The 25,470-nt window shown below is 65.9% G+C and carries 24 protein-coding genes and 1 tRNA gene; 9 read left to right on the top strand and 16 right to left on the bottom strand.

Features of this window, described 5'->3' with window-relative positions:
• Positions 1 to 34 precede the first annotated feature (34 nt).
• Positions 35 to 1,180, top strand: a complete 1,146-nt coding sequence (locus HYR72_06425) for an acetyl-CoA acetyltransferase (protein ID MBI1814593.1) — start codon at positions 35 to 37, stop codon at positions 1,178 to 1,180.
• Between the two features lies 1 nt (position 1,181).
• On the opposite strand, the gene HYR72_06420 is transcribed toward HYR72_06425, so the two are convergent.
• From HYR72_06420 to HYR72_06405, 4 genes are read right to left on the bottom strand one after another with little or no spacing between them, the layout of a single operon-like run.
• On the bottom strand, positions 1,182 to 2,630 hold the full coding sequence (locus HYR72_06420; GenBank protein ID MBI1814592.1) for a UDP-N-acetylmuramate:L-alanyl-gamma-D-glutamyl-meso-diaminopimelate ligase: 1,449 nt from the start codon (positions 2,628 to 2,630) through the stop codon (positions 1,182 to 1,184).
• 11 nt (positions 2,631 to 2,641) lie between these two features.
• The gene (locus HYR72_06415) at positions 2,642 to 3,766 is read right to left on the bottom strand and encodes a serine hydrolase (GenBank protein MBI1814591.1); all 1,125 of its coding nucleotides are present in this window, start codon (positions 3,764 to 3,766) and stop codon (positions 2,642 to 2,644) included.
• Between the two features lie 13 nt (positions 3,767 to 3,779).
• Positions 3,780 to 4,679 (bottom strand): LD-carboxypeptidase, encoded by a 900-nt coding sequence (locus tag HYR72_06410; protein MBI1814590.1) that lies wholly within the window; start codon positions 4,677 to 4,679, stop codon positions 3,780 to 3,782.
• Between the two features lie 32 nt (positions 4,680 to 4,711).
• Positions 4,712 to 5,038 (bottom strand): carboxymuconolactone decarboxylase family protein, encoded by a 327-nt coding sequence (locus tag HYR72_06405; GenBank protein MBI1814589.1) that lies wholly within the window; start codon positions 5,036 to 5,038, stop codon positions 4,712 to 4,714.
• 193 nt (positions 5,039 to 5,231) lie between these two features.
• On the opposite strand from HYR72_06405, the gene HYR72_06400 reads away from it, so the two are divergent.
• Together HYR72_06400 and HYR72_06395 are read left to right on the top strand one after the other, a co-directional pair.
• Entirely contained in the window at positions 5,232 to 5,564 is a 333-nt protein-coding gene (locus tag HYR72_06400; GenBank protein MBI1814588.1) for a hypothetical protein, read from the top strand.
• 14 nt (positions 5,565 to 5,578) lie between these two features.
• A complete protein-coding gene (locus HYR72_06395; GenBank protein ID MBI1814587.1) occupies positions 5,579 to 6,145 on the top strand; it encodes a hypothetical protein in 567 nt (188 codons plus the stop codon).
• Positions 6,146 to 6,169: 24 nt separating this feature from the next.
• Here HYR72_06395 and HYR72_06390 read toward each other — a convergent pair.
• Positions 6,170 to 6,254, bottom strand: a tRNA-Ser gene (locus HYR72_06390).
• 217 nt (positions 6,255 to 6,471) lie between these two features.
• Between HYR72_06390 and HYR72_06385 the strand changes: the two genes are divergently transcribed.
• Positions 6,472 to 7,272 carry an ABC transporter permease gene (locus HYR72_06385; GenBank protein MBI1814586.1) on the top strand — a complete coding sequence of 267 codons (801 nt, stop codon included), beginning with the start codon at positions 6,472 to 6,474 and terminating at the stop codon, positions 7,270 to 7,272.
• An 8-nt stretch (positions 7,273 to 7,280) separates the two neighbouring features.
• On the top strand, positions 7,281 to 8,573 hold the full coding sequence (locus tag HYR72_06380) for an ABC transporter ATP-binding protein (protein ID MBI1814585.1): 1,293 nt from the start codon (positions 7,281 to 7,283) through the stop codon (positions 8,571 to 8,573).
• On the opposite strand, the gene HYR72_06375 is transcribed toward HYR72_06380, so the two are convergent.
• Genes HYR72_06375 through HYR72_06365 form a run of 3 tightly spaced genes read right to left on the bottom strand, consistent with a single transcriptional unit; the run spans position 8,562 to position 14,417 of the window.
• Positions 8,562 to 12,500 carry a glycosyltransferase gene (locus HYR72_06375; protein MBI1814584.1) on the bottom strand — a complete coding sequence of 1,313 codons (3,939 nt, stop codon included), beginning with the start codon at positions 12,498 to 12,500 and terminating at the stop codon, positions 8,562 to 8,564. The two genes, HYR72_06380 and HYR72_06375, sit on opposite strands and share 12 nt — an antisense overlap.
• Before the next feature lie 40 nt (positions 12,501 to 12,540).
• A complete protein-coding gene (locus HYR72_06370; protein ID MBI1814583.1) occupies positions 12,541 to 13,383 on the bottom strand; it encodes a hypothetical protein in 843 nt (280 codons plus the stop codon).
• On the bottom strand, positions 13,383 to 14,417 hold the full coding sequence (locus HYR72_06365) for a glycosyltransferase family 2 protein (protein ID MBI1814582.1): 1,035 nt from the start codon (positions 14,415 to 14,417) through the stop codon (positions 13,383 to 13,385). Before HYR72_06365 ends, HYR72_06370 begins: the two co-directional genes overlap by 1 nt.
• A gap of 534 nt (positions 14,418 to 14,951) precedes the next feature.
• On the opposite strand from HYR72_06365, the gene HYR72_06360 reads away from it, so the two are divergent.
• Together HYR72_06360 and HYR72_06355 are read left to right on the top strand one after the other, a co-directional pair.
• Complete coding sequence (locus tag HYR72_06360; GenBank protein ID MBI1814581.1) at positions 14,952 to 15,332, top strand: Rieske (2Fe-2S) protein; 381 nt, start codon at positions 14,952 to 14,954, stop codon at positions 15,330 to 15,332.
• Between the two features lie 20 nt (positions 15,333 to 15,352).
• A complete protein-coding gene (locus tag HYR72_06355) occupies positions 15,353 to 16,414 on the top strand; it encodes an LLM class flavin-dependent oxidoreductase (protein MBI1814580.1) in 1,062 nt (353 codons plus the stop codon).
• 36 nt (positions 16,415 to 16,450) lie between these two features.
• Here the strand turns inward: HYR72_06355 and HYR72_06350 are convergent, their stop codons facing one another.
• From HYR72_06350 to HYR72_06335, 4 genes are all read right to left on the bottom strand, one after another.
• Complete coding sequence (locus HYR72_06350; GenBank protein ID MBI1814579.1) at positions 16,451 to 18,013, bottom strand: adenylate/guanylate cyclase domain-containing protein; 1,563 nt, start codon at positions 18,011 to 18,013, stop codon at positions 16,451 to 16,453.
• Positions 18,014 to 18,073: 60 nt separating this feature from the next.
• Entirely contained in the window at positions 18,074 to 19,003 is a 930-nt protein-coding gene (locus HYR72_06345) for a TIGR03560 family F420-dependent LLM class oxidoreductase (GenBank protein ID MBI1814578.1), read from the bottom strand.
• 73 nt (positions 19,004 to 19,076) lie between these two features.
• Entirely contained in the window at positions 19,077 to 19,574 is a 498-nt protein-coding gene (locus HYR72_06340) for a CoA transferase (protein ID MBI1814577.1), read from the bottom strand.
• Complete coding sequence (locus HYR72_06335) at positions 19,474 to 20,292, bottom strand: CoA transferase (protein MBI1814576.1); 819 nt, start codon at positions 20,290 to 20,292, stop codon at positions 19,474 to 19,476. The genes HYR72_06340 and HYR72_06335 overlap by 101 nt, the downstream gene beginning before the upstream one ends.
• A 238-nt stretch (positions 20,293 to 20,530) precedes the next feature.
• Here HYR72_06335 and HYR72_06330 point away from each other — a divergent pair, with 238 nt between their 5' ends.
• On the top strand, positions 20,531 to 21,220 hold the full coding sequence (locus tag HYR72_06330) for an EthD family reductase (protein MBI1814575.1): 690 nt from the start codon (positions 20,531 to 20,533) through the stop codon (positions 21,218 to 21,220).
• 6 nt (positions 21,221 to 21,226) lie between these two features.
• Here the strand turns inward: HYR72_06330 and HYR72_06325 are convergent, their stop codons facing one another.
• Both HYR72_06325 and HYR72_06320 read right to left on the bottom strand, forming a co-directional pair.
• Positions 21,227 to 22,027 (bottom strand): enoyl-CoA hydratase/isomerase family protein, encoded by an 801-nt coding sequence (locus HYR72_06325; GenBank protein ID MBI1814574.1) that lies wholly within the window; start codon positions 22,025 to 22,027, stop codon positions 21,227 to 21,229.
• Positions 22,028 to 22,237: 210 nt separating this feature from the next.
• On the bottom strand, positions 22,238 to 22,897 hold the full coding sequence (locus HYR72_06320; GenBank protein ID MBI1814573.1) for a DTW domain-containing protein: 660 nt from the start codon (positions 22,895 to 22,897) through the stop codon (positions 22,238 to 22,240).
• A 56-nt stretch (positions 22,898 to 22,953) separates the two neighbouring features.
• On the opposite strand from HYR72_06320, the gene HYR72_06315 reads away from it, so the two are divergent.
• Positions 22,954 to 24,162 (top strand): amidohydrolase family protein, encoded by a 1,209-nt coding sequence (locus HYR72_06315; protein ID MBI1814572.1) that lies wholly within the window; start codon positions 22,954 to 22,956, stop codon positions 24,160 to 24,162.
• Positions 24,163 to 24,175: 13 nt separating this feature from the next.
• Here HYR72_06315 and HYR72_06310 read toward each other — a convergent pair whose 3' ends face one another.
• Entirely contained in the window at positions 24,176 to 24,415 is a 240-nt protein-coding gene (locus HYR72_06310; protein MBI1814571.1) for a hypothetical protein, read from the bottom strand.
• A gap of 47 nt (positions 24,416 to 24,462) precedes the next feature.
• Positions 24,463 to 25,332 carry a hypothetical protein gene (locus HYR72_06305; GenBank protein ID MBI1814570.1) on the bottom strand — a complete coding sequence of 290 codons (870 nt, stop codon included), beginning with the start codon at positions 25,330 to 25,332 and terminating at the stop codon, positions 24,463 to 24,465.
• Positions 25,333 to 25,470 lie beyond the last annotated feature (138 nt).

The following is a 25,470-nucleotide window of genomic DNA, read 5'->3' as shown; positions in this document are numbered from 1 at the left end:
GATCGGACCGATCCGACGGATCTCCGGAGATACGATGGAGAATGCACTGAAGAACCGCGTCGCCATCGTCGGTGCCGGGTGCACCAAGTTCGGCGAGCTGTACGAGATGAGCGCCGAGCAACTGATCTGCGACGCGGCGTTCGAAGCGCTCGCCGATGCGCGGATCGAACCGCAGCGGATTGAGGCGGCCTGGGTGGGGACCCAGATGTCGCCGTTTGCCGGCGACGGTCTCGGCGATGCGCTGCAACTGCACGACATCCCGATCACGCGCGTGCAGAACTACTGCGCGTCCGGAATGGACGCCTTCCGCAACGCCTGCCTCGCGGTGGCCGCCGGCATGTACGACGTTGTGCTGGCACTGGGTTTCGAGAAGATGCGCGACGGCGGCCATCACCGGCCGGCGCGCGTGCATCCGGTGATCGATCAGGGCGAACGCGCGCCGCACATCTTCGCGCTGGCCGCCAATCGCTACTTCAAACGCTACGGGGCTTCGAAGACGACGCTGGCGAAAGTGGCGCAGAAGAATCATCACCACGGCACGCTCAGCCCCAAGGCCCATCTGCGCATGGAGGTGAGCGAGGAAACCGTGCTCAAGGCGCCGCTGATCTACAGCCCGCTCGGTCTGTTCGACTGTTGCCCCACCACCGATGGCGCGGCTGCGGTCGTTGTCTGTCGTGCCGACATGGCGAAACAATTTCGAGCCGATCCGGTGTACGTCAAGGGCGTCGGTCTGGCGGTAGTATCGGGCCAGCCGTACTACAAGCCGAGCTTCGACTACTTGAGCTTTCCCGCCACCCGGCGCGCCGCAGCGAGCGCCTACGAACAAGCCGGCGTGACGCCGGCGGACATCGACTTCGCGGAAGTCCACGATTGCTTCACCATCACCGAGATCATCAACTACGAAGACCTTGGTTTCTGCGGACGCGGCGAAGGTGGGCGCTTTGTCGAAGAGGGCCGGGCGACACTCGGCGGCGAGTTGCCGGTGAATCCCAGCGGTGGATTGAAGTCCTTCGGTCATCCCATCGGCGCCACCGGCGTGCGGATGCTCTACGAGCTGACCCACCAACTGCAAGGCCGCGCCGGTGCGCGCCAGGTAAAGGGCGCCGAGCTTGGCCTGGCTCACAACCTCGGCGGTCCCGCGGCCGTGTCGTGCGTGAGCATTCTCGGTAACAGCTTGTGAACTAGGCGCGGCGCGCGGGCAGGGCGGCGACGAGCTTCTCGCGCAACCCGCCGAAGCCGCCGTTCGACATCAACACGATCACGTCGCCGGGCCGCACGTTGCGGACGAGGGCGGCAACGATGACGTCGATCTCGCCGAACGCCCGCGCTTCGACGCCGCGGGCGTTGAGATCGCGGGCGAGCTGCTCGGGCGAAAAGAGTTCCTCGGCACCGACCGCATCGGTTTGCTTCTGGAACACGCCGCCGATGATCACGCGATCGGCGGCAGTGAAGGCCTCGACATACTCGCGCTGGAACATTTTACGGCGGCTGGTGTTGGAGCGCGGCTCGAACACCGCCCACAGTCGGCGGCCGGGATAGTGCTGGCGAAGCGCCGCCAGCGTGCCGGCGACCGCGGTCGGATGATGCGCGAAGTCGTCGATGAGTGTCGCGCCGCCAAACTCTCCAACCACTTCTTGCCGCCGCGCAACTCCGGCGAAGGTTCGCAACCCGGGAAGGATCTCGTCGCTGCGCAAGCCGAGCCGGCGCGCCAGCACGTACACGCCCAGCGCGTTGCGCGCGTTGATGGCGCCCGGCACACGCAGCGTGGCGGTGCACTCGATCGCCCCGTCGTGCGTGATGTCGAAGACCGATTCGCCGTTGGCCGCGTGTAGGTTGGTCACGCGCCACTGCGCGGAATCGCCGACGCCGAACGTCTCCGGCTGAAATCCGTCGCGTTGCGCCACTTCGATCGCGTGCGGGAAATCGGCCGCCACAATCAGCGGAGCGCCGGCGGGCAAGATGTCGATTAGCTTGCGAAACGCCGACTTCACATGATCGAGATCGCGATAGATGTCGGCGTGATCGAACTCGACCGCGGTCAGGATCAGCGCCTGCGGCGCGTAGTGGAGAAATTTTGGACCCTTGTCGAAGAACGCGGTGTCGTATTCATCGCCTTCGATCACGAAGTCGGCGCCGCCGCCGAGTTTGAAATTGCCGGCGAAGTTTTTCGCCTCGCCGCCGACCATCATGCTGGGATCGCGTCCCGCCGCTTCGAGCACCCAGGCCAGCATCGCCGTGGAGGTGGTCTTGCCGTGCGTGCCTGCGATCACACTCGGGCGCTTGCCGGCGAGAAAGAAATCGTGCAGCGCCTGCGGCAGGGACAAGTAGGGAATCGCGCTGGCAAGCAGCGCCTGCACCTCCGGGTTGTCGCGCGAGACCTTGTTGCCGACGACGACGGCATCCGGTCGATCGGCCAAGTTCTCCGCGCGGAAACCGGCGCGAATCGGAATCCCCCAGCGTTGGAGTAACGTGCTCATCGGTGGATAGACATTCTCGTCCGAGCCGGTCACCGCATAGCCGCGTTGCCTCAGCATGCCGGCCAACGCCGCCATCGCGACGCCGCAGATCGCGATGAGATGGACGTGACGGATATCGCCAATGGCGATCGTTCCGCTGTCTCGCTGAGTCATCGTCCCGTCCTTCATTGCAAGGCTTTCACTATCAGATCATGGATGAGCGGCCGAAACTGCCGGATGGCATCGTTGTCGCGGCTGGGATGAACGCGGTTGGTGAGCAGGATGATGTGGCGGTCGCGGTCGAGGTCGATCCACACCGACGTGCCGGTGAAACCGAGGTGGCCGACCGCATGGCGATTGAACAGCGCGCCCGCGCTGGAGTCGCGTGCGCTCGGCGTGTCCCAACCGAGTGCCCACGTCGACTCGGGGACGCTCGCATCGCGCGTCCAAAACTCGCGCAGCAGATCACGCGGGAGCCATTCATTCGTGCCGTGGTAACCCTGGCGCAGGCGGCAGACCAGCGTATCGAGATCGCGCGCCGAGCCGAACAAGCCGGCGTGGCCGGCGACGCCGCCCATCGCATACGAGTTGTCGTCGTGCACCTCGCCGCAGAGAACCTTCTTGCGCCACGGGCAGCGCTCGGTCGGCGCGATCATTTCGGCGATTGGCTCCAACTTGCGCGAACGCAACAGCCAGAGATCGACGAAGGCAAGGGAGCGCAATCCGAGCGGGCGGTAGATACGTTGGTGGCAGAAGCGATCGAGGCTCATGCCGCTGATCTCTTCAATCACTTCGCCCAGCAGTATGAAGCCGAGATCGCTGTAGACCGCCCGCGTGCCGGGTGGTGCGGCGAGCCGCTCGCGATGAATCGATTGATAGACGTACGCCTTGGCGCCCGGGCTGCTGATGAAATTGATCTTGCCGCCCTTGCGCTCGGTTTGAATGATCTCCTTGTAGTAGGGCTGCCAGGCCGGCAGCCCCGAGCTGTGGTTGAGCAGGTGACGGAAGGTGATGTGGGTCTTTCCGTAGACGCCGAAGTTGTGGAAGAAGCGCGACACCCGGTCGTCAAGGCGCAGCTTGCCTTCCGCGATCAGCATCTGGATTGCGATGGTCGTGGCGAACGGTTTGGTCAGTGACGAGAGATCGAAGACGGTGTCTGCTGCCATCGGCGCGACCTCGGGGTCGAGGCTGCGGTTGCCGAAGGCACGGTGATAGACCTGTTCGCCCTCACGCACTAACAGAACCGCGCCGGGAAACACGCGCTGCCCGACGGCGTCGTCGAGGGCGCGTTCCGCCAGGTCGAAGGTCATGCGGGGAGTCGGCTCACTCCGACAACGGTGATTCGAGCAGCGTGAGTCGCTCGCCCGCCAGCCGCGCTCGGACACCGAGGGGCAGCGTGACCGAGCCCGTGCCGTGGCCGCTGGGGAGCCCGAAGGCGACGGGATAGATCGCGCCCGCGAACGCTTCCGCGATCACGTCACGGACAGTGACTGCTTCATCCGGCCCGGCGCTGCACGCGTGCATGTCCGCGAAGACAACGCCGGCGACCTGATCGAGTTTACCCGCCTGACGCAACTGCGTGAGCATGCGGTCGATGCGAAACGGTTTCTCGTTGGTGTCTTCGAGAAACAGCAAGCACCGATCGGTCTCGATTGCGTACGGAGTGCCCAACGTGGCGACCAACACCGAGAGGCAGCCGCCGACGATCCGCCCTTCGGCGGTGCCGGGTTGAATGACGTCACTCGCGCGCAAATTCCAATCGTGCCGTTCTCCACCTAACAGCGCCGCCAGGCGCGTCGCCGCTTCGGCGTTGCGGCCGACGTGAACGACGTCGGGACCGTGGAAGGCGACCAAGCCCGAACGCTGCACCAAATCGCTGAGCACAAACGTCAGGTCGCTGAAGCCGACGACGATTTTAGGGTGTGCGCGGGCGACCGCCGGGTCGAGCAACGGGAGCAACCGTCCCGACCCGTAGCCACCCCGCGCGCCGATGATCGCTTTGACCTCCGGGTTGTGAAACATCGCGATCAGATCGGCGAGGCGCTCCTGATCGCTGCCCGCGAGATAGCCGTCGCGATGGAACACCGCCGGCCCCACGTGGACCTGGAACCCGAGTTGTTCGAGCGCATGGATGCCAGCGGCGAGCGCGGCCGAGTCGACCGCCGCCGCAGGCGCGACCACCCCGATCACGTCGCCGCGCCGCAGCGGGGCGGGCTTCCGCATTGCTCGCTTGCCTGTGGGTCGTTGCGAGGCGATTACGCCTTCTCCAAGCTTTCCATCGCGATGCAGCTGTGCGCCCACGAGCCGCCGGCGCGCAGCGCCATCGCCACGAATACCGATTCGGCGATCTCCGTATCGCTTGCCCCGGCCTTCTTGGCGCGCTGCACGTGCGCGTCGATGCAATATGGGCATTGCGTGATGTGCGCCGCCGCGACCGCAATCAATTCCTTGGTCTTCACCGGTAACGCGCTTTCTTCGAAAACCTTGGTGTCGAACTCGACAAACGCTTTGAACAAGTCGGGTTTGAGTTCGCGCAGCTTGCGCAGTTTCTTGATGCTATCGGCCTGATAGAAGTCACTCATGATGTCCTCCTCGCTGGTTGCGGTTGTATACACCATCACTGCGTCGCGAGCGACTTCCTGGGGTGACGGCCGCGGCGTTGCGTCAGTTGCGAATCGGTCCCTATAATCCCGCGTGATTCACTTGTGCCTCGAATCGATCCGCAACCATTGTGCGGGTCGGGAGTTCCCGATTGCGAAACGAAAGGAAGGTTTCATGACGGCATACGCGCGTATGAGTGTGTGGACGGCAACAGCGCTGGCGCTCGCTGCAACCAGCGCGACAGCGCAGAACTGTGGCGACATTCGCGCGCTGCTGCAGCAAGGCAACAGCGCGCAGGCCGTCGCGCAGGCGACAGGCTTGAGCACGGCCGATATCGAGAGCTGCCGCACTGCGGACCTCGAGCATCGCTTCTTCTCGCCGCAAGGTCCCGCCCCCCATGGCGCACCAGGCCCTGCGCCGCATGGGGCGCCTGGACCGGCGCCGCACGGCGCGGTTGGCCCAGCCCCGCACGGTGCCGCCGGCCCGGCCCCGTTCGGCGAGCGCTAGGCGCCTGAGTCAGCATGCCGAAGCGGTGGGGCAAGCTGAAGAGCTGGAGATGCCTCGCGTTCGCGCTGGCGTTCGGCTTCGGCTGTTCGCGTGATGGCGAGAGCGTGCCCGTGGTGGCGCCCTTCAACGCCGAGTCGAAGATCGGCGAGGTCACAGCCGTCTGGCAGAACACGAGTGAGGAGCGCGCCTTTGCTGACGGGACGCGCTTGCCGGAGCCGCAGGTGCGCTTCCAGTATCGCGCCGAAGTCCACAATCGGTTGCACGACAAGGTGTTCGTGCGGCTGACGAACTTTCAACTCACCGATACGCAGGGGCTGGCACTCGCCACGTCACCCGCGACCGTCGCCTGCGCGTTGGCGGGAGATGCGACCGTTGCGGTGCTTGCCGGCGAGCTGTGGGTGCCGAAGAACGGTGTCGATGCGGTGCGACGCTTCAGCGTGAGTCCGTTCGTCGTGCCCCTCAGCGAACGCGGCCGCGCGCTCTATCGCGAATGGCTGTTGCAGGGGCGGACCGACAAGGCCGCCGCGGTCGACGCGGAGATCGCGGGCTATGCCGCGGCTCCCGCGTGCGTACCGCAGTGAGCCGGCGTTAGTTGCAGCAAAGAGCGGAGGGGGGGAGATTCGAACTCCCGGACCCTTGCGGGTCGCCGATTTTCAAGACCGGTGGTTTCAACCGCTCACCCACCCCTCCAAGGATATTTCAGTGGCCGAATTGGTGTGGCCGCGGGTCAACTCCTGTGTGCAGAGGTAGCCGCTCGAACGCCGAGTTGCAAATCGTCGGCAAACATTTCAGCGCTTACTCGCCTCGCGGCGTGGGTGCCAGCGCGGTGCGGCGCCGGTGCGTTGTCCGGCGCGGCGGGTTTCTGGTATCAGACTCGCACACTCTGGTTCACCACACACCGACTAGAATGACCCCCACCCCGCGCCCGACTGACCGCCTCGCTCGCTATTTCGAATTGGTGTGGGTGTTGGCGCGCCGCGACTTCGAGGCGCGCTATCGCGGCAACGTCCTGGGGTGGGTGACCGGACTGGTTATCCCGCTCGCCTTCTTGGTCGTCTACAGCTTCGTATTTTCCAGCATTGCGCCGATCCGTGTGCGGCCGGGCGCCGATCGTGCGGACTACGCGCTCTTTCTCTTCTCGGGGCTGCTGCCGTGGACGATCTTCGCCGATTGCGCGACCCGCGCGCCGCGTCTGATTCGCGGCAATGCCCACCTAGTTCGTAAAGTCGCGGTACCCCTCAGCGCGTTGCCGTTGTCGATCGTCCTGGCGTCGTATCTCCAGTTTCTCCTCGGCTGCAGCGCGTTGTTCGTCGTCACCTGGCTGGTGCGCGGCGCGCCGCCCTGGCTGATGCCGCTGGCGCCGCTGGCGTTGGTCGGGCACCTGGCATTCTGCGCCGGCGCGGTGTGGTTTCTCGCGGCCGTCGGCGCCTTCATCCGCGACCTCGGCGATGCGGTCGGGCCGTTGCTGACGATGTGGTTGTTTGTGACGCCAGTGCTGTACCCGGCGAGTAACCTCGAAGCGCTCGGCTGGTTGCGCTTTCTCAATCCGCTGACGCCGCACATTGCGGTCGCGCGTGACCTGCTCTTCGACGGCCGGCTGCCGTCGCTCGACGCCGCGGCGGTCTCGCTCGTCGTCGGCGGCGTGTGCGCGGTCGGTGGCTGGTTGGTGTTCCGCACCGCGCGGCCCGCGTTCGCGGATGTCGTGTGAGCCCGGCGATGGCGGACACGGCCATTGAGGTTGTTGACGCGGTCAAGGTGTACCGCGTCTATCGTCATCCACTTGATCGCGTCTGGCAGCGCATCACCGGTACCCCACGCGGCACCGAGGTGCATGCGTTGCGTGGCGTCAGCCTCACTGTCCCGCGCGGCGTGACCTACGGCGTCATCGGCCGCAACGGGTCAGGGAAGTCGACGTTGCTGCAGGTGCTCGCGGGTACCGTGACGTTGACCTCCGGACGCGCCGCAGCGCACGGGCGGGTGAGCGCGGTGCTCGAACTCGGCGCCGGCTTCAGTCCCGAGTTCAGCGGCATCGAGAACGCCTACATCGGCGGATTGCTCGGTGGTGTGTCGCGCCGCGAGATGACGCAGCGGATGCCGGCGCTGCGTGCCTTCGCCGACATCGGCGCCGCCTTCGATCGGCCGATGAAAACCTACTCGAGCGGCATGATTGCTCGGCTCGCCTTCGCCACCGCGATCAGCGTCGAGCCCGAGGTGCTGCTGATCGACGAAGTGCTCGCCGTCGGCGACGCGTTCTTTCAGCAACGCTGCATGCGCCGCATCCGCGAGCTGCAAGCGTCGGGTGTCACCGTGGTGTTGGTGACGCACGACTACAACGCCGTCACCAACCTGTGTGCGCGCGCGGCCTGGCTCGACGAGGGGCGCCTGATGGCGGAAGGCGAACCGGATCGCGTGGTGCGCGAATACCTCGGCTCACGCACCGCCGGGGAAACCGGGGCCGGCGACGTATGGCTCCCGGCAACGCCGGCGCAGCCACTGCCGGCGGGTGATGTGCCGCCCGTGTTCGAAATCCCGCATGTCGATCATCGCCACGGTAACGGCGATGGGCAGATCCTCGGCATCGGCCTCGATGTGGACGGCGCCGTGCGACCCGGCCGCCGCTGTCGTGTGCGCGTCACCGCGCGCGCGCAACGCGCGGTGCGTTCGCCGATCCTCGGCTTCACCATGCGCAACCGGCTCGGCGACATCGTGACCGCGACCAACACGATGTACGAAGGCATCATCGTCCCCTCGCTGATGCCGGGCGACACGCTGACGACCGGGTTCGAGTTCGCCTGGCCGACGTTGGCGGCCGGTCCCTACTCGTTCTCGCCGGCGCTCGCGGATGGCGATCTCGAACAGCACCAATTCTGCGACTGGATCGACAACGCCTTGGTGATTGAGACCGTGGATCCCGGCGGCCGTTACGGCTGGATGCGGTTGCCTAGGGTGCGTGTGCAGGTTGCGTTGACGCACGGCGAGACCGCACCGGCGGCTCAATCACGCGCCTGACGTCGCTGTGGCGCGCCGCGTGATCACCTGCGGCAGCACGCGCTCGATGATCTGACGGTGCGCCTGCTCGCTGAAGCAGGCGTCGAAGCGAAAGCGGACAGTATCGCGCGCGTTGCGCGCCAATCGGGCGGTGTGCTCTGGATGTTGTCGCAGGTGGCGCAACGCCGCCGCGAGCGCATCGCGATCGCCTGTCGGCACGAGCTGTGCCGAGATGTTGTCGTGGACCGCTTCGCGATGCGCTGCCGATGCGGAGGCCACGATTGGCCGCTCGAAGGCCATGGCCTGCAACAATGCGATCGACAGCCGCTCGTCCGCGGCAATGTCCACGAACGTGTCGCAGGCGTGAAGGAGCGCAAACGTGGCCTCGTCAGGGCAGAAGCCGAGATGGATGCCGGCGGGAAGTCCCCCGCCATCCGCGCCGCGCAGCGAGTGGATTAGGGTCTCGTCGATTCCCGCAATGACGAGGTGCAGCGACAGCTTCGGCTCGGTAGCGAGCAGCTGCGCGGCGGCGGCGATGAGATCGCGCGTGCTCGCCACGGAGCAGGGATGCCCAACCATGGCGATCAGCCAGGCATCGTTGGCAACACCGAATTGCGCGCGCGCTTGGTGCCGATTGGTTGCCGCTTGATACGCGGCGATTGCCTGCACGTCGACGCCCGGGTAGACCACGGCAAGGTGTACCGCCCGCGGCACCTGCAACTGGAGGCGGACCGCATGACTGCCACAGACGACGCTGGTCGTGCAGACGAGTGCGTTGTGCACGCTCTCAGCGATCGGGTCGGCGAAGTGCCGCGACCAATCGCGCCCTTCATCGATGTACCAGATCGCCGGCAGACCGGCGGCGTGGGCGGCGTTGACGGCGTCGAACGCATCCAGCCCGCACGCGCCCACGAGATCGAAGGCGCCCGCTCGCAACGTGGCGACGAGATCGCTCACGTGGCCGCGGCGTGCGCCATCAATGCGAACGGTGACGCCCTCGCGTTCGAACATGTCGCGTTGCGGACCATCGCGCGCTGCGAACACGGTCACCTCCGCGCCCAGGCCGCGCAGCACGCGGCTGACCTCGTGCGACATCTGTAGCTCGCCCGTGTTGTCGAGGTGGGGGACCACCAAGGCGGCTCGCGTCGGCTGTGGCCAGCTCAGCGGGCGCGTGCAAACCAACGCGATCTCGAAGCGGCCGTCGAGCAGGGAAAGGTTCGGGTTGTACGTCTCGTAGTCGTCGAGACGGTCGGCCCAACGCTCGCGCATGACGGCTGCCTCATGCGGATCAACGACCCCCTCGCGGCTGCCGTGTTCATAGTGCAACAGCTCGGCGCTGGCGGCGTGCACGCAGCGATAGTCGGCCGCGCCGAGCCGCAGGCAGTAGTCGACATCTTGATAGGCCACGCGCAGGTCGGTTTCGTCGAAGCCGCCGACGTCGAGAAACAGTTGGCGCGGCGTCATCAGGCACGCGCCGGTCACTGCCGGATACTCGCGGGAGAGCATCGCGTAGTTGAGATAGCCCGGCGACCAGTCGGGCAGACCTTGAAACGCTTCGAGCGCGACGCCGCGCCCGACCAGCAACACGCCGGCGTGTTGCACGCGACCGTCGGGGTAGAGCAACCGCGCACCCACCGCGCCGACCTGTGGCAGCTTGGCGAAGCCGAGCAGCACCTCGATCCAGTCGGGTGACAGCACCTCGGTGTCGTTGTTGAGCAGGATCACATAAGGGGAGTCGACCGCCGCGACGGCCTGGTTGAGGAGACGCGAGAAGTTGAACCCCTGACGATCGCCGAAGCGCAGCACGCGATGGCGCGGCGAATCGAGCGTCGCAAAGTACGCCTGCGTACCTGGATCGTCGCTATCGTCGTCGACGATCACGATCTCGTAGTTGGGATAGGTGGTGAGGGTCGCGATGCTGCGCACGCAGCGGCGCAGCATCGCGCGCTGATTGCGGGTGGGGATGATGATGCTGACCCGCTCGCGGCCGTCGTGCTGAAAGTGCAGGCGGTAGAGGGTGTGCCCCGCCGGCTGTGCGAACGCCGGAGCTTGTGCGCGCGCGGCGATTCCGCGCCGGGCCAAGGCATCGTCGAGCGCCCGTTGGCCGGCGGCGATAACGCCGGCCACGTCTCGCGCCTGGGTCGGTGCGCGCTCGTGATGGAGCAGCAGCGCGAGATGGGCGATGCCATCGCTTGCCTCCGTCAGGCGCAAGACCAAGTCGAAGTCGTCCGCGTCGCCGAAGCCTTCGCGCACGCCGCCGATGGCGAGCACGTGGGCGCGGCGCGCGGCGAAGCAGCGACCGAGGTAGTTGTGCGACAGCAGCAACGTCGGATTCCAGTCGGGCTTGAAGCGCGGAGACAATCGCTGCCCGGCGTCGTCGATGAGATCGTCGTCCCAGTACACGACGTCGGTGCCCCGGTGTTCGGCGCAATAGACGGCGAGATAGTACAGCGCATCGGGTTCGAGCGTCGTCTGGTGATCGAGCCACAGGACGAACGTACCGGTGGCATCGGCCACAGCGGCGTTGAGTGCGGCGGCGCGTGTGAGCTGCGGCTGCGTCGCAACGTGCAGACGCGGTTCCCGCTCGGCGAGGCTCCGCAGCCAGTGCGTGAGCGTTGGGTCGGCGCCGTCATCGCTGATCCAGATTTCCCAGTGCGGGTACACTTGTGCGCAGACTGATTCGATGGCGCGTTGCAACCATCGCTGCTCGGCTCGCTCGACGCGTATGACGACGCTGATCCATGGTGGGTCGGACCACGCCGCCACCACCGCACGCTGTAGCGGGGCGTATGCGGCGCGATAGTCGTTGATCGCCCGCCAGCGCGCGTAGCCGAGACGGCTGCGGCGCGCACGCGTCACGGCGGTGCGAATCAACCGGCCGCGTGTGCGCACATGAAACGCCCATTGGGTGAGAATGCGGCGTACGTCGTGCGCACTGCGCGGCAGACGCTGGGCGCGCACGAAGGCCCACAACAGCGTGCCGAACTGCCACAGAGCGGAAGACGAGGGCGTGTCAGTCAGGCCGCCAGCGGCCGTCTCGCCGGCGCGCAGTGACGTCGAGGAACGCGCGACCAGCAGACCCGGGTGCCAGCGCAGGTGCCGCAACACGGTGCGCAGTGCGCGCGTCGCCTCGGCGTCACGCGCGACCACGATGCGGACTACGCTGGTGAGCGTTTGCCGCAGCAACTCCAACCCCCGCGCGAACACGTAGGCGCCGTACTCCGCCGCACTGAAGTGAATCGAGGCGTAGCGGTGGAGTGCTTCCCAACGCCGGCGATCGTCGAGAGTGCCGCCGCGCTCGCTGGAGCCGCCGCCGACGTGGGCCACACTGATGCGTGGTTCGTACACGACCCGCCAGCCGTTGGCTCGCAGCCGACAGCAGAGGTCGGCATCTTCGGCGTACAGAAAGAACGCTTCGTTGAAGCCGTGGACGGCCTGCAGCGCCTCGGTGCGCAGCAACACCGCGGCGCCGTCGACGCACTCGACGTCGCTGAGGCCGGTCGGAATCGGATCGGCGAGCCCGAGCGCGTGGCGCAACGAAGTCCACGCCGACGGCAAGCGGCGGGCGCTGCGTTGCGGCCGCCCATCGATCCCGACCAGTCGACAGCCGGCGGCCGCCGCGGCGGGGTGCGCGTCGAGCGTCTCCGCCAGCGCGGTGATCACATCGTTCGCGAGCCGCGTGTCGGGATTGAGCAGCATCGTGAATTCAGTGTGCACGTCGGCGAGCGCTTGGTTGTTGGCTGCGCCGAAGCCGAGATTGCGATCGTTGCGCCGTATTTGGACGGCGGGGAATTCGCGCGCCACCATGGTCGCGCTGCCGTCGCTCGACGCGTTGTCGACCACCATGACGGCGATGTCGGGCGCGTGCGTGCGCAACGAGATCAAGCACGCGCGCAGTAAGTCGCACGTGTTGTAGTTGACGATGATGATGGTGGCCCGCGGGTTCATCACGAGATGCGGAATGAGCCGGCCAACCGTGGGCGCTGACTCACGGCGTTCCCGACGGTGGTTTCGGCTCTTCTCCAAGGATGCGCTGCAACTCCCGCGTCAACCTGCGGGTGCGGATCGACGAGGTGTAGTCGTAGACGCGACCGAGCGGGAAGGCGACGGCCGTCGCCACCGACACCCACCACAGCACGCCCCAGCCGGTCACGAGTTCGGCCAGCATCGCCGCGGCGATGATCACGGTCATGCCGGTGCCGAGCGGGAGGCGCAAACGATGGGTTGGGCGATCGAATCCGAAGTCGCTCGGCAGATGGTCCGCGCGCGACGTGAGTAAAGGATGGATCAACACCGGGCCATTTCCGGCGCGCACCAACAGTTCTTCGAGCAAGATGGACGCGCGTACACGATAGAGCGTGATCGTGGGCGTACAGAAGATCGCCGCCAGGGCGCCAGCCGCCAGCGGCGCGAGTGCCTGGTACTGCACGGCGGCGCGGAGCCCGAGCGCAAGCACAACTAAGGGCGTGACGAAGTAGTGGCCGGCGACATCGGCGAAGGCGAACGTGACGTCGCTAGTGCCGCTGCCGCGGGCGACTTCGCCGTCGCAACAGTCGAGCACCTCGGCGACATACATCAGCGGCACAAACAGCAGCGAGACGCCGAGGTGCGGGCACGCCAAGCAGGCGGCCGCGAGGATCCCGACGATGATGTTGGCCGCGCTCACGGCTGGCGCCGGCACACCCCAGCGCAGAAGGTACCACGTGAGGTGCTTCGACAACGGCCGGCAGATCCGTTGTGTCAGCCCGGTGCTGATGGGCGGTTGTAACGCTTCGATCTCGGCGAGCGTCAGCGCCGGCCGGTTGCTGGCTTCCGTCACCACGCCTGGCATCAAGCCACTGCGACTTTTGGCCGCTCACCGCGAAAACTTCGCGGCGCCGCGCGCCCGCACACGCGCTCGATGAACGCCCACAGCTTGAGTCCCCGGTCGAGCAAATCGAGCGCGAGGAACGCCGGCAGATCACGGCGATAGTCGCCCAAGCCGCGCCGATACAGAGTGACGACGCGCCATGCGCCGCGCGCTAGGTGAACGAGCAGTGGCAGCAGACACACCAGCGCCAAGGTAAAGGAGTGCGATGCAACGAGCAGCGGGGCGCCCGCGCTGCCGAGCAGCAGCACGCTATTCGCCGCCTGCAGCGCCGCCTCGGGCCACGGCAACAACGCCATCACGCCACGGCGATTGCGTAACATCGACGCGACCAGGCCGCGCAGTGTCTGCGGAAACCCGGTCGTACCTTCGGCCGTGGCAACATAAGCGATGCGCCACCCGCACCGCCGCAACTGCCGCCCGAGGTGAACATCGTCGCCTGCGCCAATGCGGTCGGGGAACAAGTCGCCGAGATCCATGGCGTTGAGCGCGGCGCGGGGGAGCACGATGACGCCGCCGCCGAGGTTGCCGTTGAAGTGGAGATCCTTGACCAGCCGGTAGTGGAGTTCGGAGTAGCGCGCCACCCATGTCGCGTGGCGCGATCGCAGCGCCCCATGAAAAACACTGTGGGGCGTGCGTTCCAGCTCCTTCACAAACTCCGCCAGCGCGGTGGGGGCGAGCTCGGTGTCGGCGTCGATCAGCGCGACGATGTCACCACTCACCCGCGCACAGCCAATCCGCAGTGCCGCGTTCTTATTGCCGGCTTCCAGCGTCACCACTTCACAGCGCCGGAAGCTGCTGCCCGCGGCCGTCGCAATCTCCGCTGTGCGATCGGTGCCGGCGGCGACGACGATGACTTCGAGTGCGTGCGCGCCGATCGACTGCCGCGCCAACGCCCGCAGACAGGAAGCGATCAGCTGCTCCTCGTCGCGCGCCGGGATCACGACGGAGACGTTGGGATTGGTCTTCCCCGCACGGGGCTGCTCATCCGGGGCCATCGCAAAACGTTGATTAGCGTGGACCGCGACGAAAGGGAACCCGTGGTTGCCAGGGCGGCGCAACCGGTGTAGCTCCGTGCCATGCTGCTGGAGCCGTCGCCATCCACGACCGCGCCGGCGTTGGTCGCGGTCTACCGCCGGACCATCGCGGCGTCGCTGGCGCGGATCTGGGAGAACGTGCTCGATTGGGAGCACTTGCCGTGGTTGCACCGCACCTCGTTTCGCGCGATCCGCCTGATCGACGCGAACAGCGATGGCTGGCGCGCGTGGGTGACCTTGCCCCCGGTCGACGCGCCATGGGAAATCGAACTCGACGTGCGGTTGGATCGGCCGCATCGCTGCTACTCCGCGCGCACGGTGAGCGGCCAGGGGATTGGGACCGAGATCATCACGCGCCTCGACCCGATCGGTGCGCACGCGACCAACATCGCGGTCGAGTTCCACGTGCCCGGCGTGCCGCGCGATCACGCGGCCACGGTCGGCGATGCCTACGTGCGGCTCTACACCCAGTTGTGGGACGAAGACCAAGCGATGATGACGCGGCGCCAGGCGCTGCTCGACGGCACGATCGAATCGCAGCGCGCGACCGTTACGCCGCCACCGCTCAGTCTCGGTTCGCTTTCGGCACTACGTGCGCGCTTGCCGTTAGTTGTGGAGACCGGTGGCCGGCGCTTCCGTCTCGTTGAAGTCGCCGGCGAAATCATCGCGCATGCGGTGGTCTGTCCGCATCGCGGCGGACCGCTCGATGAGGCGCCGGTTGACGGCGGCTGCATCACGTGTCCGTGGCATGGCTATCGGTTCGATCTGCGCACCGGGCGCAACGTCGATGGTCGCGAGTGTCACCTCGATCCAGCCCCGCGCGTGCAAACTGATTTTGAGTCGAACGAAGCGCTAATGGTCTGGTCGCCTGAGTAGCGGCCAAAGGAGATTGATCCATGCATGTTGGGATGTCGGCGATCTTTCAGAACCCGTTCAACGAGCGACCGGACTTCGAGGTGTATCGCAACGATGTACACCTGGCGGATCTGGCCGAGCCGCTGGGTTTCGAATCGATCTGGGGGGTCGAGCATCATTTCACGGACTACACCATGTGTCCCGACGTGCTGCAGTTCCTGACCTACATGGCCGGCCGGACGCAGCGCGCGCAGCTCGGCTCGATGGTGGTCGTGCTGCCGTGGCACGACCCGATGCGCGTGGCCGAAGAAGTTTCGATGCTCGACAACCTGTGCGGGGGCCGCTTCATCTTCGGCATCGGCCGCGGCTTGGGCAAAGTCGAGTTCGAAGGCTTTCGGGTGCCGATGGACGAATCGCGCGGCCGCTTTGTCGAGAGCGCGGCGATGATTCTGACCGGCCTCGAGCAGGGCTACTGCGAATCCGAGGGCCAATACGTTAAACAACCGCGGCGCGACATTCGCCCGAAGCCGTTCAAGACCTTCAAAGGCCGCACCTACGCGGCGGCGGTGTCGCCGGAATCCGTGCAGATCATGGCCGAGCTCGGCGTCGGCATTCTCATCGTGCCGCAGAAGCCGTGGGAAGCTGTCGCCGCCGAGTTGCAGGAGTACCGCGTTGCCTATCGAAAACTGAACGGCGGCGAGCCGCTGCCGACCATCGCGGCGGGTTGGACGTTCTGCGACGAAGACGAAGGCCGCGCGCGCGAGATGGCGCTGCGCTACATCGGCGGCTACTGGCAGAGCGTGCTGCGCCACTACGAACTGGCGAGCGATCACCTGGCCAAGACCAAGGGCTACGAATACTACGGCCGCATGTCGGAGATGGTGAACAGTCACGGGGCCGATGCGGTGAGCGAATTCTTCCTTGGCTTGCAAGTGTGGGGCACGCCCGAGCAGTGCTACGACCGCGTGCAGCGGATCCGCGGGCACGTGGGCTGCGACACATACATCGGCGTCTTCAGTTACGCCGGCATGCCGATCGAAGAAGCCGAGCGCAGCATGCGGCTGTTCGCACGGGCCGTGATGCCGGAGTTGAAGAAGGTTTGAGATCGAGAGGGACGCGCGCCATCGGATGGCGTAGAGTCACGCGACACCGAGCACCCGAACCGTTTCGCTGCGGCCGCGCAGGCTGACGGAGTCTCGTAGCGTGACCTCGGCGGTGACGCCGTGCGCGCGCGCCAGCTCGTAGGTGTACTCCGACAGTAGGAGGCGGCAGCCGCGCTCCTTACATACTTGCTGCAAGCGAGCCGCGACGTTCACCGTATCGCCGATCACCGTATACTCGTGCCGATCCTCGGCGCCGATGCGGCCGGCAAGCACTTCGCCGGTGTGCACGCTCACCGCCACGACGAGCGGCGCGTCGCCGGCCGCGGCCCGCGCGGTATTGAGGGCGGCCAGACGGTCTTGCATGCCGAGTGCACACCGCAGGGCGGCCGGCGCGCCGGCATCGCGCGGATCAGGATCGAAGAGACCGAACACCACCAGCAAGGCATCGCCGATGAATTTGTCGACAAAGCCACCGCACTCGCGCACCCACGCGGTCATGGCGGTGAAGAAGGCGTTCAGCGTCGCCACCACCGCGGCGGGCGCTGCCGTCTCGGCGAGGCCGGTAAAGCCGCGCAAATCGCAGAACAGCACCGACGCCTGACGCACTTCGCCACCGAGCCGCAACTCGCCGGCCAGCAACTTGTCGCGCACCGCCGGCTCGACGACGCGTCCGAATGTTTCGAGGATGCGTTCCTTGTCGCGCAACGTGTGGAGCAGGGCGTTCACGCCATCAGCTAAGACACCGACCTCGTCGGCGGACGCGACGGAGACGCCACGCGTCAGATCGCCGCCTTGCACGCGGCCAAGCGTCGCGACCATCTCACCCAACGGGCGCGCCAGCGTGCGCGCCACGACCAGCGTGAGGAAGATGCCGACTACGATGAACAGCGTAAAGGTCACGCCGCTGGCGAGCGAGAGCGTTGCGACGGTATCGCTCACCGGCAGCCCGCCTTGGACGCGGACGACCGCAGCGCGGATGAGTCCGAGCATGGTGAACAACGGCGCGAATGCCACGGCGATCAAGAAGATCAGCAGGCGAGTGCGGACATCCGGCGCGATCGTGCCGCGAATCTCTGCCAAGCGCCCGCCCGGAAACACGCGCGGTACGACCAACACCCGAAAGATCCAGTCGCTGACCAAATACGAAATGGTGGCGGCAAGGAAACCGCTCACGAGCGGAGAGAAGATCTGCTGCGAGGCCAATTCAGGCGCCCAGCGTCCGAAGCGCAGTACCGTCGCGCTGGCGAAGAAGATCGGACTGAAGAGCCAGCCGCTGAAGCCGATCGCCGCGATCACGAACGGCGCGTTGATGACGCGGCGCTGCAGCTTGGCCGACGGAGGTTCCGTCGTGTCGCGTTGCGTGAAGCCAATGATCGGCCACAGGTAGGCGAGGATGACGGTCGTCAGGGTAGAGTAGGTCACGACGCGGTAATATGGCAGGAGCGTGTACTCGAACTCGCGCACGCTGAGCGCGAATGGCGTCACCCCATGCATGAGGTCGACGGTCATGGTGGTGGTCACGCCGGCGAGCAAGTTCGCCCCCAGCGCCGTGAGGATAACGAGGATGAACCAGCGTGGGATCGGTGCGCGTGTGCTCATGTCGAGGCCCAACGGATCGGACAGATTGGACTGATCCGAGCGATCGGTCGGATCAAGCCTTCACCGAAACGCCGGCACCACTTGCTCGGCGAACAGCCGCGCCGGCTCGCGGGTATCGCGGCCGAAGAACTCGATGATGAACATGGTGCAACCGAGCGCGAGGTGCTGCTTGATCTTGGCGATGCACTGCGCGGCGGTGCCGGCGATGCCATGCGGACCGCCGGCACCGAGGTGGCCGCCGTAGATCTGCCGCGCCTTCTCGAGCTTCGCCTCGGCGTCGACGTCGTTCGCGCCGATGACGACGAGACATTGCTGCGAGATCGTGATGCTCGCCGGATCACGATCAATCGCGCGGCAGTGCGCCGTCAGTCGCTCGACCTTCGCGGCGAGGTTGCCTTGATCCACGGCGAGGTTGTTCCAGATGTCGGCGTGTTGCGCGGCCAAACGCAGCAGCACTTTCTCACCGCCGCCGCCAATCAGGATCGGCGGGCGTCGTACAGGCTTCGGTTCGCAGTATACGGATTCGGTCCGAAAATGCTTGCCGGTGAACGTGGGTTGTTCTTCCGTCCACATTCGCTTCATCACCGTCGCCGCTTCGTCGAGTTGCTGCAATCGCGCCCGCAGCGATGGGAACTCGAAGCCGTAGCCGCTGAACTCCATCTGGAACCACCCGCCGCCGATGCCGACGATCACGCGCCCGCTGCTGATCTGGTCGAGCGTCGCCGCCATCTTCGCCAGCAGCGCGGGATTGCGGAAACCGACCGGCGAAACCAACGTCCCGAGCTGCACGCGGTTGGTTACGGCACCAACCGCCGACAACGTGGTCCACGCTTCGAGGATGGGAATCTGCGGACCTGGGATGCCGTAGAGATGATCGTTGAGCCACACCGAATCGAACCCGAGGCGTTCGAACTCGAGCGCGGCGGCGCGCGTCTCCTCCCAGGTCCGTTTGATTTGCGGTAGCGAGACGCCGAAGTGGACGGTGCCCATGAGTCGTTCCTCCTAAGCGATGGCGAGCGAACGCTACCACTGCCGGACGCGCCCGCCAAATCATCCGATCGCGTCATCCGATCGCGCCTTGCTCCTTCAACTCGGCGATGCGTTCCCAGGTGTAGCCGTGCTCCAGGAGCACCTCTTCGGTGTGTTGGCCGACTTCGGGTGCGGCCACTCGTAGCGACGTCTCGGAGCGCGAGAAGCCGATCGGGCTCTTCAATAGCGTCATCGACTCTCCAGCGGCGTCGGTCACTTCGCCCCATGCTTCGAGCGCGGCGGCCTGTGGATCGGCGAGCACTTCGTCGTCGTTCTGCACGCGTGCCCAGAAGAGATGGTGGCGATCGAGAATCTCGGCCCACTCGTCGAACGACTTAGTGCTGAACAACGCATCGAGTCGCGCGATGATCTCGCTGCGTTGCTCAAAGCGCCCACGCATGGTTTGCAGCGCTTCGTCGTCGGCCCAGTCATCACGTCCGATTGCGCGGCTGAAATCGCGCCAGTGGCGATCGCCCTGCATCATGATGAGGTAGAGCCAGCGGCCGTCCGCTGTGCGGTAGAAATTGAACAGCGGATTGACCGCGGCGAAACGGCTCGGGTAACGGCAGAGCGCCGCCGAGCATCGCCGCCTGCAGGTCGACGGCTTTCATCCATAGCCCCATCTGGAACAGCGACGTACGCACGATCTGTCCCTTGCCGGTGCGCGTGCGCTCGAACAGGGCGGCCGCGATGCCGCCGGCGAGACTCAAACCGGTCGGGTGATCGATGAGTGCCGGGCGCGCGCCCGGCGGCGGACTGTTGGGTTCACCGATGCTCGCCATGATGCCGGCGCGCGCCCAGGCCGCGCCATAGTCGAACGCCGCACGATCGCGTTCCGGTCCGACGTGACCGTAGCCGCTGAGCTGCCCGAAGATGAGCCGAGGAAAATGTGCGGTGAGCGTCTCGGGATCGAAGCCGAGGCGCTCAAGCGCGCGTGGTCGCCAGTTGGAGACGAACACGTCGGCTTTGCCGATTAGATCGAGCGCGACGGTTCGGCCGCTCTCGGTGTCCAGGTTGAGCGTCACGCTGCGCTTGTTGCGATTGTTGACCGCGAAGCTCGGTGACACGCGTTGATTGGGATCGGCTTTGCTGCGCACTTGAAAGCCCCGCATGGGATCTCCCGTGCGCGGGTCTTCGATCTTCACCACGTCGGCGCCCCAATCGCCCAACACCGCGCAGCACGCGGGCCCCGCGGCCCACATGCCCAGCTCGACGACGCGAATTCCGCTCAACGCTCCTGGGTCACTCATCTCGGCGCTCCTGTGCGATTTGATCAATCACTGAACCGGTGCGTTGTCACGCAGGCGAGAGGCCCTCGATATGATCACTTCGCGATCTACTCGGGCAAACGGGTACTGGATTTTCGGAGAAGAAAACACCGCTTTCCCGAGTAGCGGCACTGAGTAGAAGCCGCAGGCTTCGTATCGAAGGGCTGCGTATCGAGGGGCCGCTTGACCGGCGCCGTCCGATTCGGGCAAACGAGCCGCGATGGTCAAACTCATCTTCCTCTGCCGCCGCCGGCCCGACATCACACACGAGCGGTATGCGGAGCTGCTGCTCGGCGGCCACGTGCCGATTGCGCTGCAGCACCATCCGACTCTGCGAGCGTACGTCGTCAACATCGTCGAGCAGTCGCCTGACGGCTGGGAGCCGCTCGATAGCGTGGGCGAGTTGTCGTTCGACACCCTCGCGGACTTTCGCGAGCGCCTCTACGACTCGCCGGCGGGACAAGCGATCGTCGAGCGCGACGTGCAAGGCTTCACGAGCGGCGCGCACGCGTATGCCACCACCGAGCACGTGCAGAAGCCGCGCTGGCCCGACGCGCCGCTTGGCGTGCGATCGCCAGGCATCAAGCTGGTGTGCCCGCTGGTGCGACGGACCGGCATCAGCCATGCGGAGTTTGTCGCGCATTGGCTCACCCGTCATGTGCCACTCGCCCTCGTGCATCATGCCGGCTTGTCGAAGTACGTCACCAACGTTGTCGACGAACGCCTGTCGTCCGGCGGCGACGAACTGGACGGCATCGCCGAGTTGCATTTTCCCAGCTTGGAGACACTCAAGACAGGAATGTTCGACTCGGCCGAAGGTGAGCGTATCATTCGCGACGACATCACCCGCTTCATCGGCCGCACGGCGGCGTACCGCGTGGCCGAGTACGTGGAGAAGGTTTCGGTATAACGTAGCTTATGGTTCGCGGTCGGTTGGTGGCACGGCGGAAAAGTCCGGGCTGCGTTTTGCAAAGAAGGCCGCCACCGCTTCGAGATTCTCCGGCGAGCCGACGCGATGCGTGAACGCCTCGTCTTCGCGTTGGCGCGCCGCCGCCACTTGATCCTGGCGCGCGGCGAGTACGAGTCGTTTCGTCCAGCGCAAAGACCCGAGCGGCTTCGCCGCCAGGCGGCGCGCGCGCTCGAGTGCGGCGGCGAGCAGCGCGTCAGGTTCGCAGAGTTGCGTGGCGATCCCGATCTCGACCGCTCGATCGGCGGAGATGAAGTCCGACTCGAACAGCAAGTCGATCGCTTTGCGGTAGCCGACCAGCGCCGGCAGGAGGTAGCTGCTGGCCGCTTCGGGCACCACGCCGAGGGTGATGAACGGCGCGCGCAGACGGGCGTCGCGCGCGATGTAGACATACTCACAGTGCAGCAGCAGCGTGAGGCCAATCCCGACGCCGACGCCGTTCACGGCGGCGATCAACGGCTTGTCGAAGGCACACAGCCGATCCATGAATGTGCCGAACGGATGCGCGTCACCCGACTCGGCTTCGCCGCCACTCATCATTTCACTGAGATCTTGTCCGGCGGAAAACGCGTTGCCGGCGCCGGTGACCACGACAACGCGTACCGCGTCGCTCGCTTGCGCCTCCGCCAGCGCGTCGCGGAAGTCGCCCCACATCCGATGATTGAAAGCGTTCTTCCGCTCCGGCCGATTGAGCGTGATCAGCAGCACCCCTTCCGACAATTCTTCGATCAACGTTGCGCGCGGCGGCATGAGCGGACTCCTTTTCGGCCGCGCGACTATATCGAGCGTTGCAGGTGAGAACTAGGCGCTCGTTGAAAGACCCGCATGCTTCGAGACGCGCCTGTCGGCGCTCCTCAGCACGAGCGGTTCCTCTTTTGTGCCGCAACACTTTTCCGTTCGCCCTGAGGAGGCGCGCAGCGCCGTCTCGAAGGGCGCCGCACCTTTCAACGGGCTGCTAGGTTAGCCGCCGCCGCTCGTGAAATTCAATGTCGATGGAACAAGACTCTTTTTTGTCGTCGGCGTGTACGCCGCTTGGCGGTCGATCATGGCGGCGAAGCTGCGCAGGAGGCCGTCAAGGCCGCGCGTATGCGGCTCGATGATTCGCAACGCGCAAACGATCGCTTCCAACGTGGCGACGTAGTGCGGCTTGGGTTCGCGGCGAATGCGGTACCGGCTGGGTTCGCTCGGCGTCAGGCTGACGTGCGGGAGATCTCGCAACCATTGATAGGCGTCGTAGATCTTCTTGGCGTGAAACCATGTGCCGTCGAGAACAACCAAATTCTGCGGCCGCTCGACCACCGGCATCGCCGCCAACTCCTGGGCTCCGTTTGTCGGATAGAGCAACGCGGTGCGCGCGGGAAACGGCACCGACATCGCCGAGTCGCGTGCGCGCGGTGCGCGGGACTCGACGCGGACTTTCACTAACCCCAGCCGCGCGATGCGCGCCGTGCCGACGGCGTGGAAGCGCTCGCGCGGGTGCTGCAGGATGATGATGCCGGTGCGGTTCGCGACCGGCTCGATCGAAGCGCAGACGCACGCCACTTGCGGCTTGAAGCAGTCGTAGCACACCAAGCGATGACGGATCGCGCTCGCTGTACGCGGTTGTGTCGACGAAGGCATCGGGTGTTGTCTAGCACGATGCCGGCGCATCGCGAATGTGCGAACGGACGCGCTTGATGATACTGCTTACACCTGAAATGGATCGTCGCCACTTCTTGAAGCTCGCGCTGGCAGCGCTGGCCGGTGCGTCCGGGTGCACTCACTCAGAGGATTACACGGATGACGATGCGGTCCGTCTCGCCGCGCAGATGCGCGATGAAGCGGCGCGCTCCGGCACGGGTCCGTATGGCCCGCTGCGCTTCAGCGGCTATCGCGGGCTGGCCGACCTACCGTGGTTCGAACTCGATGCGCACGGCGTGCTGCGTACGAAGGCGGAGCTGCCGGCGGTATTCGACTTCCACGCGCACCTCGGTTGGGCGCACCTCTTCGCGCCGCCGGTCGACCTGCTCCAGCGCACGCCGCGAATCCAGTATTTGCTCGATTGCGATCGCACCGACCCGCCGTGCACGCTCGATCTCGACGTCTACATCAATGCAAATTTCACCGAGGCCATGCACGACGATCTGTCGCGCGAGGTGCGCGACAGTCTGCTGTTCGGCAGTCAGGCCGCAGCCACGCACACCATTCCGAACTTGTTGGCGGAGATGGACGCGGTGGGCGTGGCTAAGATCGCGATACTGCCCATCGCCACCGGGCTGCCGTTTGGTGAAGACCCGACCGCGCACGTGCTCGACGCCATCGCCAACTCTGACGCCGGCGAACGATTGATCCCCTTTGCCTCCGTTCACCCGCGCGATGTCGGTTGGCGCACGCAACTGCGCGGCTATGCGCAGCGCGGTGTCCGTGGGGTGAAGGTCCATCCCGAGATGCAACGCCTCTTTCCCGACGAGCCGGCTGCGATGGAGCTGTATGAGGAGTGCGGTCGCTTGAATCTGCCGGTGATCTTTCACGGCGGCCGCTCCGGCATCGAGCCGGCGTTCATGCGCCCGTACGCGCTGATCCGTCGCTACGTGGCCGCCATCACGTCGTTCCCGCAAGTCCGCTTCGTCCTCGGCCACGCCGGCGCACGCGACGTCGCCGATGCGATCCCCGTCGCGCAGCAGCACGCGAACGTCTGGCTGGAAATTTCGGGACAAGGGGTGACCCAATTGCACGAGCTGATCCACACGCTCGGTTACGAGAAGTTGCTCTTCGGCACCGACTGGCCCTTCTACCCGTTGGCCGCAACACTGGCGAAGGTGCTCATCGTCACCAAGGAACACGACCCGGCCCGTGCCGCGATCTTGCACACCAACGCGGAACGCGTACTCGGGACGCGGACGTAGACGTTCGATGGCTTCACCGCCAAGGCGCTAAGAGCACCACCGCCGCAGTGGCCGAGTCGGTGAACCCCTCTGCGACCAGCCGCGCCACCTGCGGACGCTTCACCGGCCGATTGACGCAGCCGCCAGGCAGACGGGTGGCATCGCCTTCATCAATACGCTCGACGGTTGCCTCGATCCGGCCTGGCGCGCCGTGTTGATCGAGCACATCCGCGCCGGCGAAGCGAAGGTTTTCGAAAGCCGCGACGCAGTGCACAACCTGGAAGCATTTCTGGCTCGCGCGCTGACCGCGGGCACCGTGCCTCACCCATGACGCGCGAAGGTCTTGCGGAGCGCATCATCGAGGATGCGACTCTGGTCGCGGAGTGAGATGACTTCGAAACCCTTCCGCTCATACTCACGCCGTCGGTCGTCATCGCGGACCACAGCCTCGCACAGGTCGGCCACGCGCTCGTACTCGGCCAGGGCGACCGCCTCGCGCATGTCATCCTCGATCTCAGTGTCGGGACCGCATTCGGAAACCACCGCTTTGGAATTCGCGAGCACGTACGATACGCGGACGATTTCGAAGACGCGCGTCTTGTGGAGGTGCAGGTTGAGCACCACCCGTGCGCGCGCGATGAACGTGTCGCGAGTTGCGCCGTAGACGCCTTGCGCCACCTCGACTCGTAGGCCCCGCCGTCGCAGCTCCTCGAGGATGCGGCCGCGATGGTCGTCGACCAGGCCGTAGAACAGCACATCGATATCGAGGCGCGGCGCCGGCGCAATGCGACGCAGCACGGGGGCGTAGCCGATCGGCACGTAGATGGCCCGCGCCACGCCGAGCTGTTGCAGCCGGGCACCGTTGCGCTTGTTGTAGTCCCACAGCGCGAAGCGCGAGCCGATCGCATGGTAGGAGGGCTTCAGAGGGCCCTCCGGGATCTGCTCGAGGTTGTAGAAGATGGTGTCGGGAGGAAGTTTGGCCAGGCGATCGGCGGCAAGGAGCTGGACACCGAACAAGATGTTGACGCGATCGCGCTCGATCCGGTGCGTCGAGAGCCGGGCGTCGTGGCCAAGCCGCTGCAGGCCGTCGCGCACGCTCTCGGCCACTTCGCGGTACGCCTCGAAATACGGGATCGGCCCCGGCCACCGCGCCACGCAGACGTTGAACCGCATGCCGGCGTCTACTGCCATGGGCGCGAGGTCGGCGCGCCGCAATCGCAGCCGAGCTTCTTGCCGGCCGAGCGGTCGCTCTCGCAGTTCAAGCAACTCATGGCACCTGCGGCGTGCGGCTCCTCGGTGTTCCCGATCGCTTAGTCGCGCACTACTTGT

The sequence above is a fragment of the Deltaproteobacteria bacterium genome (genome assembly GCA_016178705.1).
GTDB lineage: Bacteria > Desulfobacterota > Binatia > HRBIN30 > JACQVA1 > JACOST01.
This window is presented reverse-complemented; position numbering and strand designations above follow the sequence as displayed.